Origin of the sequence: Synechococcus sp. CBW1004, assembly GCF_015840715.1 — a bacterium.
Classification (GTDB): Bacteria; Cyanobacteriota; Cyanobacteriia; order PCC-6307; family Cyanobiaceae; genus Cyanobium.
The window spans coordinates 1,531,810-1,546,940 of the sequence record NZ_CP060397.1 but is presented as its reverse complement, the minus strand read 5'-3'; the positions used below and the strand labels follow the sequence as shown (position 1 = coordinate 1,546,940).

At 70.2% G+C, this 15,131-nt stretch carries 17 protein-coding genes and 1 tRNA gene; 10 read left to right on the top strand and 8 right to left on the bottom strand.

The annotated features are described in order from the left end of the window. Window positions 1–43 precede the first annotated feature (43 nt). The 3 genes from rpmA (at window position 44) to H8F25_RS07500 (ending at window position 2,130) form a co-directional block, all read left to right on the top strand. Entirely contained in the window at window positions 44–307 is a 264-nt protein-coding gene (rpmA, locus tag H8F25_RS07510) for a 50S ribosomal protein L27 (RefSeq protein ID WP_197212910.1), read from the top strand. 22 nt (window positions 308–329) lie between these two features. Continuing rightward, window positions 330–1,262, top strand: coding sequence for a tRNA pseudouridine(55) synthase TruB (truB, locus tag H8F25_RS07505; RefSeq protein WP_197212909.1), 933 nt, complete (start codon window positions 330–332; stop codon window positions 1,260–1,262). Window positions 1,263–1,356: 94 nt separating this feature from the next. Next, entirely contained in the window at window positions 1,357–2,130 is a 774-nt protein-coding gene (locus tag H8F25_RS07500) for a YebC/PmpR family DNA-binding transcriptional regulator (protein WP_197212907.1), read from the top strand. 181 nt (window positions 2,131–2,311) lie between these two features. Here the strand turns inward: H8F25_RS07500 and H8F25_RS07495 are convergent, their stop codons facing one another. Continuing rightward, window positions 2,312–3,043: a glucosamine-6-phosphate deaminase gene (locus H8F25_RS07495; RefSeq protein ID WP_197212906.1), complete on the bottom strand. Its 732-nt coding sequence runs from the start codon at window positions 3,041–3,043 to the stop codon at window positions 2,312–2,314. Window positions 3,044–3,096: 53 nt separating this feature from the next. Then, window positions 3,097–4,590 carry a SpoIID/LytB domain-containing protein gene (locus H8F25_RS07490; RefSeq protein ID WP_231597250.1) on the bottom strand — a complete coding sequence of 498 codons (1,494 nt, stop codon included), beginning with the start codon at window positions 4,588–4,590 and terminating at the stop codon, window positions 3,097–3,099. Window positions 4,591–4,793: 203 nt separating this feature from the next. Between H8F25_RS07490 and rnz the strand changes: the two genes are divergently transcribed. Beyond that, window positions 4,794–5,756 (top strand): ribonuclease Z, encoded by a 963-nt coding sequence (rnz, locus tag H8F25_RS07485; RefSeq protein WP_197212904.1) that lies wholly within the window; start codon window positions 4,794–4,796, stop codon window positions 5,754–5,756. Window positions 5,757–5,864: 108 nt separating this feature from the next. Next, window positions 5,865–6,377 carry a photosystem II cytochrome c-550 gene (gene psbV, locus H8F25_RS07480; RefSeq protein WP_197212902.1) on the top strand — a complete coding sequence of 171 codons (513 nt, stop codon included), beginning with the start codon at window positions 5,865–5,867 and terminating at the stop codon, window positions 6,375–6,377. A 482-nt stretch (window positions 6,378–6,859) separates the two neighbouring features. Here the strand turns inward: psbV and H8F25_RS07475 are convergent, their stop codons facing one another. From H8F25_RS07475 to serA, 4 genes are all read right to left on the bottom strand, one after another. Further along, window positions 6,860–7,243, bottom strand: coding sequence for a hypothetical protein (locus tag H8F25_RS07475; protein WP_197212900.1), 384 nt, complete (start codon window positions 7,241–7,243; stop codon window positions 6,860–6,862). Window positions 7,244–7,355: 112 nt separating this feature from the next. After that, complete coding sequence (locus H8F25_RS07470; RefSeq protein WP_007101676.1) at window positions 7,356–7,655, bottom strand: ferredoxin; 300 nt, start codon at window positions 7,653–7,655, stop codon at window positions 7,356–7,358. A gap of 156 nt (window positions 7,656–7,811) precedes the next feature. Further along, window positions 7,812–8,714, bottom strand: a complete 903-nt coding sequence (prmA, locus tag H8F25_RS07465) for a 50S ribosomal protein L11 methyltransferase (protein ID WP_197212899.1) — start codon at window positions 8,712–8,714, stop codon at window positions 7,812–7,814. A gap of 265 nt (window positions 8,715–8,979) precedes the next feature. Next, on the bottom strand, window positions 8,980–10,566 hold the full coding sequence (serA, locus tag H8F25_RS07460) for a phosphoglycerate dehydrogenase (protein ID WP_197212898.1): 1,587 nt from the start codon (window positions 10,564–10,566) through the stop codon (window positions 8,980–8,982). A gap of 138 nt (window positions 10,567–10,704) precedes the next feature. Here serA and H8F25_RS07455 point away from each other — a divergent pair, with 138 nt between their 5' ends. The 5 genes from H8F25_RS07455 to H8F25_RS07435 all read left to right on the top strand — a co-directional run bounded on the left by H8F25_RS07455 (window position 10,705) and on the right by H8F25_RS07435 (window position 14,315). Then, window positions 10,705–11,208: a hypothetical protein gene (locus tag H8F25_RS07455; protein WP_197212897.1), complete on the top strand. Its 504-nt coding sequence runs from the start codon at window positions 10,705–10,707 to the stop codon at window positions 11,206–11,208. Continuing rightward, a complete protein-coding gene (locus H8F25_RS07450) occupies window positions 11,205–11,996 on the top strand; it encodes a photosystem II S4 domain protein (protein ID WP_370525843.1) in 792 nt (263 codons plus the stop codon). Before H8F25_RS07455 ends, H8F25_RS07450 begins: the two co-directional genes overlap by 4 nt. A gap of 164 nt (window positions 11,997–12,160) precedes the next feature. Further along, window positions 12,161–12,232 (top strand) — tRNA-Val (locus H8F25_RS07445). Window positions 12,233–12,254: 22 nt separating this feature from the next. Beyond that, window positions 12,255–13,691: a UDP-N-acetylmuramoyl-L-alanine--D-glutamate ligase gene (murD, locus tag H8F25_RS07440; protein WP_370525842.1), complete on the top strand. Its 1,437-nt coding sequence runs from the start codon at window positions 12,255–12,257 to the stop codon at window positions 13,689–13,691. A 162-nt stretch (window positions 13,692–13,853) separates the two neighbouring features. Next, window positions 13,854–14,315 carry an EVE domain-containing protein gene (locus H8F25_RS07435; RefSeq protein ID WP_197212895.1) on the top strand — a complete coding sequence of 154 codons (462 nt, stop codon included), beginning with the start codon at window positions 13,854–13,856 and terminating at the stop codon, window positions 14,313–14,315. A gap of 25 nt (window positions 14,316–14,340) precedes the next feature. Here the strand turns inward: H8F25_RS07435 and H8F25_RS07430 are convergent, their stop codons facing one another. Both H8F25_RS07430 and H8F25_RS07425 read right to left on the bottom strand, forming a co-directional pair. Further along, window positions 14,341–14,760 carry a DUF1818 family protein gene (locus H8F25_RS07430; protein ID WP_197212893.1) on the bottom strand — a complete coding sequence of 140 codons (420 nt, stop codon included), beginning with the start codon at window positions 14,758–14,760 and terminating at the stop codon, window positions 14,341–14,343. Between the two features lie 43 nt (window positions 14,761–14,803). Continuing rightward, window positions 14,804–15,052 carry a DNA-directed RNA polymerase subunit omega gene (locus H8F25_RS07425; protein WP_197212892.1) on the bottom strand — a complete coding sequence of 83 codons (249 nt, stop codon included), beginning with the start codon at window positions 15,050–15,052 and terminating at the stop codon, window positions 14,804–14,806. Window positions 15,053–15,131: the final 79 nt, after the last annotated feature.

Genomic DNA, 15,131 nt, shown 5'->3' with positions numbered 1-15,131 from the left:
CCCGCCGGGGTGACCCGTCCTCCCCTCCTTCCCCTTCGTTCCCATGGCCCACAAGAAAGGCACAGGCTCCACCCGTAATGGCCGCGATTCGAACTCCAAGCGCCTTGGCGTCAAGCGCTACGGCGGCGAGACCGTCAGCGCCGGTTCGATCCTGATCCGTCAGCGCGGCACCTCCGTGCTCCCCGGGGTGAATGTGGGTCGCGGCTCCGATGACACCCTGTTCGCCCTGGTCGACGGTGTAGTGACCTTCGAGAGCATCAAGCGCGGCCTGCGCAACCGCAAACGCATCAACATCGCCGTCGCCTGACGACGGGCGGTTGTCGTCGGCGATGACGGTGTCCACCGGTCTGTCCCCTGCGCCCGCTCCGCGTGGCGTGGGGGACACTCCATTTGGCTTTCTCGTGCTGGATAAGCCCGCCGGGCTCACCTCCCACGACTGCGTCAGCCGTGTCCGGCGGGCCTACGGCCTGCGTCGGGTTGGCCACGGCGGCACCCTCGATCCAGCGGTCACCGGTGTGCTGCCGATCGCGCTCGGGCCCGCCACCCGCCTGCTGCCTTATCTCAGCGGCGGCAAGAGCTACCGGGGGGTGATCCAGCTGGGGGTTCGCACCGCCAGCGACGATCTGCAGGGCGAGGTCCTGGAGCGCCAGAACGTGCCTCGGCTCCATGCGGCCGGCCTCGAGCAGGCCCTGGGGCCGTTCCGGGGCGAGATCCTGCAGCGTCCACCCCAGGTCTCGGCCGTGCATGTCGACGGCGAGCGGGCTCATGTCCGCGCCCGCCGCGGCGAGGCGCTCGAGCTGGCGGAGCGTCAGGTGACGATCGAGGCACTCGAGCTGCTCGGCTGGGATCCGGCCACGGGCCAGCTGGAGCTGCACATCGACTGTTCCGCCGGCACCTACATCCGCTCCCTGGCCCGGGATCTCGGTCAGACCCTCGGTTGCGGCGGTGCCCTGGCCAGCCTGCGCCGCACCGCTGCCCTCGGCTTCCGTCTGGACCAGGCCTGCGGGCTGGAGGCTCTGCAAGGTCAGCCGCTCCCGCCGCTGCGGGATCCGCTCGAAGTCCTCGGCCACCTGCCGCAGCGTCTGCTCCGCGAGGATGAATGGCCGTCCTGGCGCTGTGGTCGCCGTCTGCCGGACGACACCGGCGCCGCTGCGGAGCAGGCGGTGGTGATCCTGGATCCCGACGGGGCTCTGGCGGGTCTGGCCCGCAGTGACGGTGCCGGTCAGCTCCAGCCCCGGCTGGTGCTCGATCCCGCCGGCTGAGCCCGCTGTTCGCCGAGCCGATGGCCGCGTGATCCAGGCACTCCGGCTCCATCTCACGCTGGTGACGATCTTTTCGCTTTTGTCCTGATTCCCGATGGCCGGCCACAGCAAATGGGCTCAGATCAAGCGCACCAAGGCCGTTGTCGACGCCAGACGCGGTGCGGTGTTCACCCGCCTGGGCCGCGAGATCATGGTGGCGGCCCGGGGCGGTGCCGATCCCGCCGGCAACTTCCAGCTGCGCACGGCGATCGAGAAGGCCAAGGCGGCCGGTGTGCCCAACGCCAACATCGATCGGGCGATCGCCAAGGGCTCCGGTCAGGGGGGCGGGGAGGCCGATCGTTTCGAGGCCGTCCGCTACGAGGGCTATGGCCCCGGTGGCGTGGCCGTGCTGGTGGAGGCCCTCACTGACAATCGCAACCGCAGCGCTGCCGAGATCCGGCTGGCGTTCAGCAAGCACGGCGGCAACCTCGGCGAGACCGGCTGCGTCAGTTATCTGTTCGAGCAGCGCTCGGTGGTGCGCATCGAACAGCCGGGCCTTGAGGAGGAGGCCCTGCTGGAGCGGCTGCTGGCCCTGGAGGAGGAGGGCGGCCCGACTGTGTTCAGCTACAGCCTCGATCCGGCCGGCGCCGAGGTGGTCGGCGCCTATGCCGATCTGGAAGCCCTGCAGGACGGTCTGCGCCGCCAGGGCCTGAACGTCAGCGAGTGGGAGCACCGCTGGATCGCCTCCACCAGCTGCCGCCTGGAGGATCCCGAGCTGCTGCGCAGCTGCCTGCGCATGCTCGATGTGCTCGAGGAGCTCGATGACGTGCGCAGCGTCACGGCGAATCTGGAGGCGGATGAGGCGCTGATGGAGGCGGTGATGGGGTGAAGGGGCAACGCTTGCCTGCCTTGTCACCGTCCAGAGGGATGTCGTTGCTGAAACTGGGGTCGGCAGCCATGGAGGTCGCAGAGCCTTGCCTGGCCAGCCTGTGCCGGATGCATCCCCATGCTCCAGGGGCATCCGCCGGCGATGCATCCCGCAGGGCGTGATCCCCGCCTGCCGCCGGCTCTTACCCCAATGCCTCCGGGTCCGCGAACACGGTCACATCCGGGTGGTGCCGCAGCCAGCTGGCCGGCAGTTGCGGGCTGGGAGAGGTCGAGAGCAGCCGCCTGAGGATTCCGGCCTTGCTGGTGCCGGTGACCACCAGCAGAATGCTGCGGGCCGCCAGGATCTCCCGCAGGCCCAGGGTGATCGCTCGCCGTGGCACCGCCCCCGGGTCGCCGCTGAAGCCTGAGGCATTGGCCTGCCGCGTCGTGGCGCACAGCGGCACGCAGCGGCAGGCCACGTCCGCCTCGCAGGGAGGCTCGTTGAAGCCCACGTGCCCGTTGAGCCCAAGACCCAGCAGCTGCAGCCCGATGCCGCCGGCTGCCGCCAGTTCTTCGCCATAGCGCCGTGCCTCGGCGTCGGGGTCGGCGGCCAGGCCGTCGGGCAGGCGCACCCGCTCCGGATCCAGTCCCAGCGGGCGCACCAGCTGCTCCTGCATCACGCGGCGGAAGCTGCCTGCAGTGCCGGGCGGCACCCCCACGTACTCGTCGAGGTTGAAACTCAGCCAGCGCTCCCGCAGACGTTCCTGCTCGGCCTCCGGCAGCAGGGCCAGCTGGCGCACCAGGGAGGCGTAGACAGGCTCCATCGTGCGGCCCGTGGCCAGCCCGAGGGGCTGCTCGGGCCGGAAACGCCGCTCCGTCAGCAGCCGGGCTGCCACCTGCTCGCTCACGCTTGCCGCATCCGGGAGCTCGATCAAGGTCCAGCCGGATTGCTTCGTCTGGGGAGCTGCGGGAGGATCAGCGGCCGGGCTCAAGGGCTGGGATAGGACAACAGCTCGACGCCACGGTAGTAGTGGCGCAGGATCTGCTCATAGCTGCGGCCCTGCTGGGCCATCGCGTAGGCGCCCCATTGGCTCATGCCGACGCCGTGGCCGAAGCCGCGCCCTTCCACCAGGAGGGCGTAGCGGGGTTCAGGGGGGGTGGCAGCGGCCGGCAGCCGGAACACGGGCTGGGGCGTGGGAGCAGCGGCGGTGGTGGTTTCCGGCCCATCGTCGTCGTCCCCGATCACGGCGCCTGTGGCGGAGTCCACCAGCGGCTCGGTTCGGGAGGGGGGCGGTGCAGGGCGTGGGGCCGCGGCAGCCGTGGCGGCCGGCTGGCTCCAGCCACGGCTGAGGGCCGGTGCGCTCAGGGATCCGCGCACGGCCTGATCGATCACGCCCGTCTGATTGCCGGGGCCCAGCGGCTGCAGCGAGAAGCTGACCAGGGTGCTGCGCAGGCCCAGCCGCTGCCGGAGCTCGGTCCCGCTCAGGTCGAGGGAGCCGGCCGGGCCGATCACCCGCGCCCGCCTGATGCGGCCGGTGTTGCTGGTGGCCAGCACATCGATGCGGCGCACCCCCCCGGTTTCGCGAAACAGGCTGCGCAGCTGATCGGGTTCAAGCCGCAGGTTCCAGCGGCTCACCGGCGAGTCCTTGTCGAAATCGGGCACGCTCACCAGATAGGGCAGCTGGCGGCTCCACACCTGGCCGCTGTCCTCGGTGCTGCCGCCGCTGCTGCTGTGAAACACCGCCAGGATCAGCTTGCCGTTCTGCATCAGCACCTTCCCTGTGGTGGCGGCGACGGCGGCGCGGGTCGAGTCGGTCTCGGCCGCCAGGCCCCGGTAGACCTGGCTGGCGACGGTCGATTTGACGTCGTAGGCCGCAGCTGGCTTGAGATGGCTGAGGGCATAGGTGCGGGCCGCCACCGCCTGGGCCTGCAGCGCCGCCTGCGGCCAGCTGGCGGGCATCTCACTGCCCACGACGCTGGCCAGATAGGTCTCCAGGGGCAGGTGGTTGATCGCCATCAGGCTGCCTGCCTGGTTGAGGCGGATCTGCACGCGGCCGCGATAGCGCTCCTTGCCGAAGGCGAGGAAGGACTGTTCCCCCTTCTCCGCCTGCGGTTCCAGCCACAGGCCGCCGGCCTGGACCGGCAGGCGACGGGTTGCCCCGTCCGGGGACACCACCTCCGCCACCACGCCCGCCGCATTGGTGGTCAGGCGGAGGCGTTCGTCCGGAGACAGACGCCGCAGCGGTTGCTCGCGGCTATCCAGCAGGCGCAGTGGGAATGCCTGGGCCGGAAGTGCCCAGTTCGAACCGGCCGCCAGCAGCACCCGCACCGTCGGTCCGCCCGTCGGTGCCGCCGGCAGGGCCTTGAGCCCCGTGCGCCCCATCTGGGCGATCACCGGCGCTGCGGCACCGGTCAGCAGCAGGGGCGCCATCAAGGCGCTCAGGAGCGTGGAGGACTGGACGCGGCGCGGGGCAGGAGACACGGCCGATCGGGACCGGGGCGCATCATTGTGACCAGCGTGCCTGAGGTGCGCCAGGCGGGGTGGGGACGCTTCCCGCTCTGACGGTGGCAGGCTGATGGAGGGGGCCGGAAGGAGCGCTCGCACCCCCTGATCGGCCGCACGATGCCGGATCCCGGCGGCGCCCCAGGGCCGTGGCAGCATGCGGCCCAGTCGTCGCCGCGGGCGTGCAGGTCACCTTTCTGGGCACCAGCTCGGGCGTTCCCACCCGGGCGCGCAACGTCTCGGCGGTGGCCCTGCGCCTGCCTCAGCGCTCGGAGCTTTGGCTGTTCGACTGTGGCGAGGGCACCCAGCACCAGTTCCTTCGCAGCGAGCTGCGCGTCTCGCAGCTGCGCCGCATCTTCGTCACCCACATGCACGGTGACCATGTCTTCGGCCTGCCGGGTCTGCTGGCCAGCCTGGGCCTGGCAGGCACCTGCCCGGGGCTGGCGCTGTACGGCCCGGATCCGCTGCGGAACTTCCTCGAGGGTGCGCTCCACAGTTCCTCCACGCGCATCGGCTATCCCCTGCAGATCCACAAGGTGAAGGAGGCGGCCCGCAGCGGCGCGCCGATCCATGAGGACGACGAGCTGCTGGTGCGCTGCGCCCCGCTCACCCACCGGGTTCCGGCCTTCGGCTACCGGGTGGAGCGCAAACCGCGCCCCGGTCGTTTCGATGTCGAACAGGCCCGCGCCCTCGGCATTCCGCCCGGGCCTGTTTATGCGGAGCTCAAGGCCGGCCGCACGGTGACCCTCGAGGATGGCCGCATCATTCGTGGTGAGGCCCTGTGCGGGCCGGAGCGGCCCGGCTGCAGCGTCGTCTACTGCACCGACACCGTGTTCACCGAGGCGGCGGTGGAGCTGGCCCGTGGCGCCGACCTGCTGATCCACGAGTCCACCTTCTGCCACGGAGAGGCGGAGCTGGCGATCGCCCGCGGCCATTCCACCAGCACGATGGCGGCCCAGACCGCTCTTGAGGCCGGGGCGAAGCGATTGATGCTCACCCATCTCAGTCCCCGCTACCTGCCGGGGAACCCCATCACTCCCGATGATCTGCTGGCGGAGGCGCGCGCCATCTTCCCGGCCACCGACGTGGCCCGTGATTTTCTCGCCATCGATGTGCTCCCGGAGGAACCGGACAGCGCTGCCTGAAGGGCCGTCCGGGCCTGCAACAGTTCGCGTGATTCCGCACCGTGGGGCCCTTTGGCCGTGATACAAGGTCTCAGTCGCGGTCTCACCGCCATTTCGCCGGCTTCCTCCATGGCCCCCTTCCTCCGCTCCGCCCTTCGCGTCGCCGTCCGGACTCTGCTGGTGCTGCCTCTGGCGTGGCTGGTCTGCTTCGCCGGACCGGCCCAGGCCGCCCAGTGGACCAGCGAGCAGCTCACCGTGCCCGCCAGCCCCGACGGTGCGCTGGTCACCTTCAGCGAGCAGGAGATCAAGGCGGGTCGCAAGCTGTTCAACACCAGCTGCGGCACCTGCCACGCCGGCGGCATCACCAAGACCAACCAGAACGTCGGCCTCGACCCCGAAACCCTGGCCCTGGCCACCCCTCCCCGCGATTCCGTCTCGGCCCTGGTGGATTACCTGAAGGATCCCACCTCCTATGACGGTGAATATTCGATCGCCGATGTGCACCCCAGCCTGCGCAGCAGCGACGTGTTCGTGCAGATGCGCAATCTCGATGATGAGGATCTGCGTCTGATGGCCGGCTACATCCTGGTGGCTCCCAAGGTGCAGGGCCAGCAGTGGGGTGGTGGCAAGATCTACTTCTGATAGCACCAACCTCTGCAGCGTCTCTCTGCGGCCCCCCTCTCAGAGGGGGGCTTTTTTGTCTGACTTTGTCGCTGATCGTGGTGCGTCTCGCAGCACGCCCTGATCAGCCGACCGCCTTCACCCCGCGGCAGGTCTGCGAGCGGATTGCCGCTGCTCTCGCCGGGAACGATGGAGCCGTTGCCCAGTCCCGTTACGGCGGCCTCCGGGGGTGTTCCGGTGCCCCTCCGAGAGTTCGTCGCGGGCCTGGCTACGTTGCCGCCGTGCCGCACCCTGCAGTTCACCTGGAGAGGAGGCGCTTCGGGCTGCGGTTTGGCCTCCAGGCCGTCGCAGACCTGCCGGGGGCAGATCTCCGGAGCTCCGCGATGGGCCCCGCCCCCAGGCCTGAGAGGAGAGTGCAGACCTCTCTGGGGGGATGGGTGGAATGGACCCACAGGTGCCGCCTGGCCCTGAGCCCATGCCTCTCGGCTGGGCGTGCTGGCGGTTCAGTCGGCCTCAGGGGGCGATGGCGGTTGGGCGTTGGCGGGATCGAGAGAGGCCGGCTGCTTGCTGTACCACCACTCCTGCAGGGCGGGCGCCAGGCGCTGGGGGAACAGGGTGATCACGGTGCGGGTGGGACGGGCGCCGGGCTGCAGCAGCTCGACCGCGTAGGAGGGGCAGCGGCGCGAGGCCAGGTCGGGCACGAAGCGTCGTCCGATGCGTCGCCAGCTCGGCTCCTTGCTGCGCCAGGCCAGCCGGCAGCAGGGCCAGGGCAGCTCCTCACGGTCGAACAGGCGGCAGCAGGGCCCGAGGATGCGATAGCTGTACTGACCGCCGGGGCTGGTCTGCTCGCTGCCGCAGGCCAGCACGGTGTGCACCTGGTGGGTCATCAAAAAGCCACCCCGGGGGGTGGCGTGGAGAGAAATGGCCCTGGGCCCGAGGGGCAGACAGGGTACAGGGACAAATCGACCGAAGGGCCCTGGGCGGCCCAGCGGAAGAGGCTCAGTAGAGCTCCTCTTCGGCGTGAGTCTTGATGGTGCAGTCGGAGGTGGGGTAGGCGACGCAGGTCAGCACGAAACCGGCTTCGATCTGGTCGTCATCGAGGAAGCTCTGGTCCGACTGGTCCACGGTGCCAGCGGTGATCTTGCCGGCACAGGTGGAGCAGGCGCCGGCGCGGCAGGAATAGGGCAGATCAATGCCCTGCTCCTCGGCGGCGTCGAGGATGTACTGGTCGTCAGGAACCTCGATCGTCTTGTTGAGGCCTTCGCTCTCATTGATGAGGGTGACCTTGTAGGAAGCCATGGAAGAGATTGGGGCTCACAGGGACCCCCGTTTCCAGGGACCTGCAGGACTCGCCTGTCCTACATCCGACAGGGGCCGTTCCAACGATTCTCAGGGCTCCGGCCCGGGAAGGCCAATCAAACCGAGGGCACAGATCAGTGTGCCTTATGCAACAAGTCAGCCCCTGCGGATCGTCATCAGTCCCCATGGATCGCGCTGGGCGCTGAGTTCGGCCTGCCAGCCTGCCGCCGCCAGCGCCCGCGCCAGGGTGGGCGCCTGATCCACCAGCAGGCCACTGAGCAGGCCCACGCCGGAAGGGGCGAGGAGCCGCACGAAGTCAGGGGCGAGCGCCTCGATCACCGGCGCCAGGATGTTGCACAGCAGCAGATCCGCCGGGCGGTTCTCCAGCAGCTCCGCGAGCGCCTCCACGGAGCCCTGCCGCACCGGCAGGGGCAGCCCATTCAGTGCCGCGTTGTCGGTTGTGGCGCGAACCGCCAGCGAATCGGTGTCGGCGCCGCAGGCCGAGGCCGCGCCGAGCCGCAGTGCCGCCAGGCCCAGAAGGCCGCTGCCGCACCCGAGGTCTGCCACCCGCAGCCCCGTCAGGCCGCCGGGCGCGGCCGCGAGCCGCTCCAGGCCTTCAAGGCAGAGGCGGGTGGTGGGGTGACTGCCGGTGCCGAAGGCGCTGCCGGGGTCGATGCGGATCACCAGGCGGTCCGCATGGTCAGGCGGACAGGGCAGCCAGGCGGGCAGCACCAGCAGTCGCTCGCCCACCGGGTCGGCCTGCCAGTGCTGCTTCCAGCTGAGGCTCCAGTCCTCATCGTCCTGGGCCTGCCAGCTCAGGGGCGGCAGTTGCAGGCCGAAGGTGGCTGCCAGGGGCTCCAGGGCGGCCTGGAGGCGCGACAGGTCGCTCTCCGGCCAGTCGGCCTGAGGCAGCCAGGCCACCAGCTGGCGCTCCTCGGGGCACTCCGGCCGGTGCCGCACCGCCACCCGTGGGATGCCGAGGTCTCCCAGCTTCCAGAGCAGCGATTCCTCCAGTTCCGGCAGGGAGAGCAGCTCGAGGCGCCACCAGGCGAGAGTCATGGGGGAGGGGCGGCGCCGCCGCCGGCGAGGGGGAAGAAGAGGAGAGGGGCGGCAGGGCGTTGCCGGTGCCCGCCGGCTGCGGGCGCATCCAGGGGCAGCGGCAGCCTGAAGGGAGCTGCCTGCGCTGTACCGATGCGCCGCCTGGCCGGGACCCGGGGTGGCTCGCACCGACGTGTCCGGTGGATCCCGGAGATCGGCCCGATGGCACGGAGGTGGCAGCACGCGCACCGGGCGGAGCACCAGGGTGCCCAGTGACCTGTTCTGGTCAGAGGGTGACCGGGTGGGCCTCCTGGATCCCGTTGATCTGGTGGATCGTCGCCAGCAGGGCCGGCGGGATCGGGTCGTCGAGGCTGAGCACCATCACGGCGTCACCGCGCACGATGCGCCGACCCACCTGCATCGAGGCGATGTTGACGTTGTGCTCGCCGAGCACCGAGCCCAGCTGGCCGATGATGCCGGGCATGTCCCGGTGGCGGGTGAACAGCATGTGGCGGCTCGGCGCCACGTTCACCGGGAACTCGTCGATCGTGGTGATCCTCAGCTCACCGTCGCTGAACACCGCGCCGGTGACGCTGTGCTTGCCTTTGGTCCCGCTGCAGACCAGCTGGAGAGAGCCGCCGGCGAAGTCGCGGCTGGCGTCGTCGCGCACCTCCAGCACATGGATGCCGCGCTCCTTGGCCTCGATGCCGGCATTGACGTAATTGATGCTGTCCCCCAGGGCGGTGGAGAGCAGGCCCTTCAGGGCGGCCACCACCAGGGGCTGGGCTGGATGGGCGGCGAAGTCGCCCTGCAGGCGGACCTCCAGCTCGTTGATCGGGCCGCCCGCCAGCTGGCTGATCAGCTGCCCGAGGGTTTCCGCCAGCTGCAGATGGGGCTTGAGCTGCTCCATCAGCTCGGCGTTGAGTCCGGGGATGTTGACGGCGCTGCGGGCCGGCAGGCCGAGCAGCACGTCGCGGATCTGCTCGGCCACGTCGATGGCCACGTTCTCCTGGGCCTCTTCGGTGGAGGCTCCGAGGTGGGGGGTGAGGATCAGGCGCTCCTTCACCGTGCGCAGCGGCGAATCGGCCACCAGGGGCTCCTTCGAGAACACGTCGAGGGCGGCGCCGGCGATCACGCCGTTCTCCACCGCCTCCGCCAGGGCTGCCTCGTCGACGATGCCGCCGCGGGCGCAGTTCACCAGGCGGGCTGTGGGCTTCATCGTGCGCAGCAGCTCCGCGTTCACCAGGTTCTCGGTGTCCGGGGTGCGGGGCAGGTGCAGGGTGATGTAGTCGGCCTCGGCGAACAGCTGGGGCAGGGGCAGCAGCCGCACCTGCATCTGCTGGGCACGCTCCGGGGAGACGAACGGGTCGTAGGCGGCCACATCCATGCCCATGGCGCGGGCGACGCGGGCCACGTGGGAACCGATCTTGCCGAGGCCGACGACGCCGAGCACCTTCTTGTAGAGCTCGTTGCCGACGTAGGTCTTGCGGTCCCAGCCGCCGGCCATGGTGCTGGCGTGGGCGTGGGGCACGTGGCGCGACAGCGACAGCATCAGCGCCAGGGCGTGCTCGGCCGCGGCGATCGTGTTGCCCTCGGGTGAGTTGACCACGAGCACACCGCGGCGGGTGGCGGCCGGCACATCGACGTTGTCGACGCCGACGCCCGCGCGGCCGATGATCCGCAGCTTCGTGGCGGCTTCGATCACGTCGGCGGTCACCTGGGTGCCGGAGCGGATCATCAGACCGTCGTACTCGCCGATGCAGGCCTTGAGCTCATCAGGCGAAAGCCCGGTGCGCACGTCGACCTGGGCCACCTGGGAGAGGATGTCGATCCCCGTCTGATCGATGGGATCGGAAACCAGAACCTTCGTCATGAACCCGGCGTGTGAAGAGGCGCCCCGCTGGCGCTGGATGGAGGTAGCGCCCTGCGGCGGCGGCAGAAGGGCACGCGCAGGGAAGGCCGGAGGTGCAGTGTATAGAGCGACGATGAAGCCCTTTCCCGGAGGCCGCAGGTGACGTTGAACGTGGTGGTGGTGCTGGACGACCGCAAGCGGCTGCTACAGCTGCGCGATCGTCTGGCCGAGCACCAGCCCGCCCCGGCCACGCTGGTGCTGATCGGCGAGGGGGAGACGGCCTTCGCGGCGGTCGATCGCCTCAACCCAGCCACCGCCCGCCGCCGCCGCCAGAAGGCCATGGCCCGCTGGCTGATGCCGTTCGGCTTCCTGGCCGGCCTCACCTTCACCCAGATGACCGACCTGCAGACCTTCGCTGCCCTCGGCCCCTGGGGGGAGCCGGTGGTCGGCGGGCTGCTGGGCATGGTCTCCGGCCTGATGGGCAGCTATGCGGCGGCCGCCAGCGTCGCCTCCGAGGAGGACGACCGGCTGCGGATCCTGCGGAACCGGCTGGAGGAGGGCAACTGGCTGCTGCTGGTGGAGCCGGCGGACTCCGAGTCCATGCCCTGGCCGCTGGTGCAGCAGGCGCGTCCGAAGGCGGTGGTGCGGCTGGGCGAGGAATGAGCCTGCTGCCGGAAGAGGCCCTGCTGGAGGGCAGCCAGCGCCGCGCTGAGCTGAGGCCCGTGATCGCCGCTGCCGAAGCGGCCCTGCGCACCTGGGAGCCGCAATGGACGGCGCTGCTGGATCCACCCCTGCGCGAGGAAGCGGAGCAACGGCTGGGGGCTCTGAGTGAGCTGGAACTGGTCAGTTGGGGAGGCCACCCGGGGGCCGAGCGCCGGCGCCTGCTGCTGCAGCGTCGCGAGGCCGCCCTGCCGCTGGAGGCCCTGGAGGCGGGCCTGCTGGGTCTGGAGATCAGCGGCAACTTCCTGTTCGACCCTGCGGAGGCGGCCGATCTGCGCGCCGGCCTGGAGGCTGCGGGGGCTGCCGAGGGAGAGCTCGGCGATCTCTGGATGCGCGGCGACCGCGGCGGCCAGGGACTGGTGGATGCGGCCCTGGCTCGCCGCCTCGATGCCCGGGAGGGCCTGGTGCGCACGGTGCCGGTGCGTTTCGCGGCGCGCCCGATCGCCGAGCTGCAGCTGCCGGCGCAACGGTTGCCGAAACGGCTGCAGTCGGTGGAGGCCTCGCTGCGCCTCGATGCCGTGGGCTCGGCGGGCTTCGGTCTGTCGCGCAGCCGCATGGCCGAGCGCATCCGCCAGGGGGCGGTGCGGATCGACTGGCAGCCGGTCACCAGCCCCAGCCGCGAGCTGGCCGAGGGGGAGCGGGTGCAGCTGGAGGGGCGCGGTGAACTGACGATCGAGGCGATCCATCCGACCCAGCGCGGCCGCTGGCGGGTGGAGATGAGCCGGCGCTGAGCGGTTGATGCCCCAGGCTCGCGCCGCCAGCCCTGCGAGGCGCCGGTGGACTTGGCTGTGGTGGTGCCTGTCGATCGCAGCGCGCCTGCGGGGCGCCGTCCGGTCGGCTGCTAAGTTCAAGCCTCGCCACGGCCGCGACACTTTGCGGTTGCGGTTCGCTCTGAGGGCGATTAGCTCAGAGGTAGAGCACTACCTTGACACGGTAGGAGTCACTGGTTCGATTCCAGTATCGCCCATTTTGTGATGGCAACTGCCGGCTTGAGCGACTCACTGCGCGCCATCCCGGTTCCCCCCTCTGTGCCGCTTCCCGCCGGCAGTCCGGTGGCGATCGTCGGTCTCGGGCGCACCGGCATCGGTGTGGCCAGGCTCCTCCACAGCCAGGGGCATCCGGTGACGCTTCTGGAAAGCCGTGATGGCTCCGAGCAGCGGGTCGCAGCCGCCTCCCTGCAGGCTGAGGGCATCGCTGTACGTCTGGGGGTCCCCCTGACGCTCGACGCGCTGCCTGAGCCGCGACCGGCCGCCGTGGTCGTCAGCCCGGGCATCCGCTGGGACCATCCGGAACTGGAGCGGATGCGCGCGGCGGGCATCGTCGTTCTCGGTGAGATGACGGTGGCGGCCCGGGCCACGGGCGCCATCCCCTGGGTGGGCATCACCGGCACGAACGGCAAGACCACCGTCACCCATCTCGTGCATCACCTGCTCAGCCAGGGCGGTCTGCAGGCGCCGCTGTGCGGCAACGTCGGCATCTCCGCCGCGGAAGTGGCCCAGCAGAGCCTGCGGGGTGAGGGCGCCATCCCCGACTGGCTGGTGGTCGAGCTGAGCAGCTATCAGATCGAGCAGTCCCCCGAGCTGGCCCCCGCCATCGGCGTCTGGACCACGCTCACGCCGGACCACCTGGAGCGGCACGGCACCCTCGATCACTACCGGGCGATCAAGCGCCGTCTGCTCGAGAACGCTGCGGTGCGGATACTCAATGGTGACGACCCCGACCTCCGATCCCGTGCCGGCAGCTGGGATGCGGCCGAGTGGATCACCGCCCGACCGCAGGCGGAGCTGCCGCCGGTATTGAGGCCTCGCCTGTGGATCGAGCAGGGGCAGGTGCAGGGACCGGAGGGGCCCCTGTTCGCCGCCGATGCCCTGGCGATGCCGGGTGACCACAACCTCCAGAACATGCTGATGGCCACGGCCGTGGCTCTGCAGGCCGGCCTCCAGCCCGCCGTCATCGAAGCGGCCCTGCGCGGCTTCCCCGGCGTGCCGCACCGGCTCGAGCGGATCCGTGAGCGTGGCGGGATCGCCTGGTTCAACGACAGCAAGGCCACCAACTACGACGCCGCCGAGGTGGCGCTCAAGGCGCTCCACGGCCCGCTGGTCGTGCTGGCCGGCGGTGAGGCCAAGCAGGGAGACGCCAGTGGCTGGCTGGAGCAGCTGCGGAGGCAGGCCTCTGCTGTGGTGCTCTACGGAGCGGCGCAGGAGGCCTTCGCGGCCCTGCTCCGCGAGGGTGGCTACGGCGGTCCGCTGGAACGCTGCCAGGGGCTCGATGAGGGGGTGCCGCTGGCGGCTTCCCTGGCTTCGGCCTGCGGCGCCCGTGGTGTGCTGCTCTCACCCGCCTGCGCCAGCTTCGATCAATATCGGGATTTCGAGGCCCGTGGCGATCACTTCCGCCAGTTGGTGCTGGCCTTGCCGGCGGAGGACTGATTCCCGGGCGCGGCAGGAGGGTGAGTCGCGGGTCGCTGGATGCTCTCGCGGCCACGGTGCAGGTCCGCCTGCGATGCCGGGGTCGCGGTCTGTATGGCGTCATCCAGGCCTGCCGGCGCACCGGTAGGCTCCGGCCGAGTGGGTGCCGACCCGGGCTGAACGATGACCTGGTGGTTGATGAAGAGCGAGCCGGATGTCTATGGCATCCACCATCTCCAGCAGGAGGGCAGCACCCTGTGGGATGGGATTCGCAATTACCAGGCGCGCAATTTCATGCGCACGATGCAGCCCGGTGAGCTGGCCTTCTTTTACCACTCCAACGCCAGACCCCCAGGCATCGTCGGGCTGATGGAGGTGCTGGAGACCGGTCTCACCGATCCCAGTCAGTTCGATCCAGCCAGCAAGTATCACGATCCGGCCTCGAAGCCGGAGGCCCCTCGCTGGGACTGTGTGCGCATGGGCTATCGCCGCACCTTCGGGCGCATGCTCAGTCTGGATGACCTGCGTGAGCAGTTCGATCCCGACACCATGCCGGTCCTGCGGCGTGGCAATCGTCTTTCGATCCTGCCGCTCCCGGACGCCAGCGCCGAACGCATCCTCGATCTCCTCGGCGAAAGCCGCTGAGAAGGGAGCAGCCCCCTGGGTGCCTTCAGAGGGTCTCTGCGAACCGGTCCGCCAGTCCTTCAAGGGCTGCCGCCAGGGGTGGGCTGGCCGCCGCTGACCAGGCGCCTTCGGCGGCGCGGGATCCATCCCCGGGGGTGAGCACGAAGCGCAGCGTCCACTGCTTGACGTTGCCGCTGAGGGCCACGAACAGACTCCCCGCGGCGCGGATGTCGCCATCGGTGGCGGGCAGACTCAGATCGAGCTCCAGATCCAGCTCCTCCTCCGGCATCAGGCCATCGAGCAGCTGGCGTCGTTGGGCCAGCAGCGTCACCACACCGTGGCGCAGGGCGCTGAGCTCGCATGGATCGAGCTCCACCGCCCAGCCCATGCCGCCGATCAGGGCGCTGTAGGGGCGTCGCCCGGGAGCCAGCTGCAGACGCCAGCCGTCGCCCTCACTGATCTGCATCGCGGCCTGAAACGGTCCAGAGGAGCCTGGCGGGATTTCAGCGTCAGCCGGGGAGCAGATCGGGTTGATCCTGCTCGTCGCTGAGCTCGATCACCGCCCGCTGCACCGGCTTGATCGGGGAGTCCTCGAGCAGGCCGTCGAAATCATCGAAACGGCGCTGTTTGGCCCGGTAGGCGATGCGCACGGTGGTCAGATAGCGGTTGCTCGACTGGCGGATCAGGCTTTCGGCGCGCTGGGCGAGCTCCTTGGCGCTGAGACCGGCTCGGCCTTGCAGGTCGAAGGGACTGATCATGGTGGCGTCGCGGAACGATTGGGAAGCCCGGTCAGGCTTGCGGGGGTGGACCTCATGCCATCGGGGTGATGACCCTGAT

Bases quoted from the DNA above. Each gene is read 5' to 3' on its own strand.
- rpmA (WP_197212910.1), top strand. From the start codon at position 44: ATGGCCCACAAGAAAGGCACAGGCTCCACCCGTAATGGCCGCGATTCG.
- truB (WP_197212909.1), top strand. From the start codon at position 330: ATGACGGTGTCCACCGGTCTGTCCCCTGCGCCCGCTCCGCGTGGCGTG.
- H8F25_RS07500 (WP_197212907.1), top strand. From the start codon at position 1,357: ATGGCCGGCCACAGCAAATGGGCTCAGATCAAGCGCACCAAGGCCGTT.
- psbV (WP_197212902.1), top strand. From the start codon at position 5,865: ATGGCCCCCTTCCTCCGCTCCGCCCTTCGCGTCGCCGTCCGGACTCTG.
- H8F25_RS07475 (WP_197212900.1), bottom strand. From the start codon at position 7,243: ATGACCCACCAGGTGCACACCGTGCTGGCCTGCGGCAGCGAGCAGACC.
- H8F25_RS07470 (WP_007101676.1), bottom strand. From the start codon at position 7,655: ATGGCTTCCTACAAGGTCACCCTCATCAATGAGAGCGAAGGCCTCAAC.
- prmA (WP_197212899.1), bottom strand. From the start codon at position 8,714: ATGACTCTCGCCTGGTGGCGCCTCGAGCTGCTCTCCCTGCCGGAACTG.
- serA (WP_197212898.1), bottom strand. From the start codon at position 10,566: ATGACGAAGGTTCTGGTTTCCGATCCCATCGATCAGACGGGGATCGAC.
- H8F25_RS07450 (WP_370525843.1), top strand. From the start codon at position 11,205: ATGAGCCTGCTGCCGGAAGAGGCCCTGCTGGAGGGCAGCCAGCGCCGC.
- H8F25_RS07435 (WP_197212895.1), top strand. From the start codon at position 13,854: ATGACCTGGTGGTTGATGAAGAGCGAGCCGGATGTCTATGGCATCCAC.
- H8F25_RS07430 (WP_197212893.1), bottom strand. From the start codon at position 14,760: ATGCAGATCAGTGAGGGCGACGGCTGGCGTCTGCAGCTGGCTCCCGGG.
- H8F25_RS07425 (WP_197212892.1), bottom strand. From the start codon at position 15,052: ATGATCAGTCCCTTCGACCTGCAAGGCCGAGCCGGTCTCAGCGCCAAG.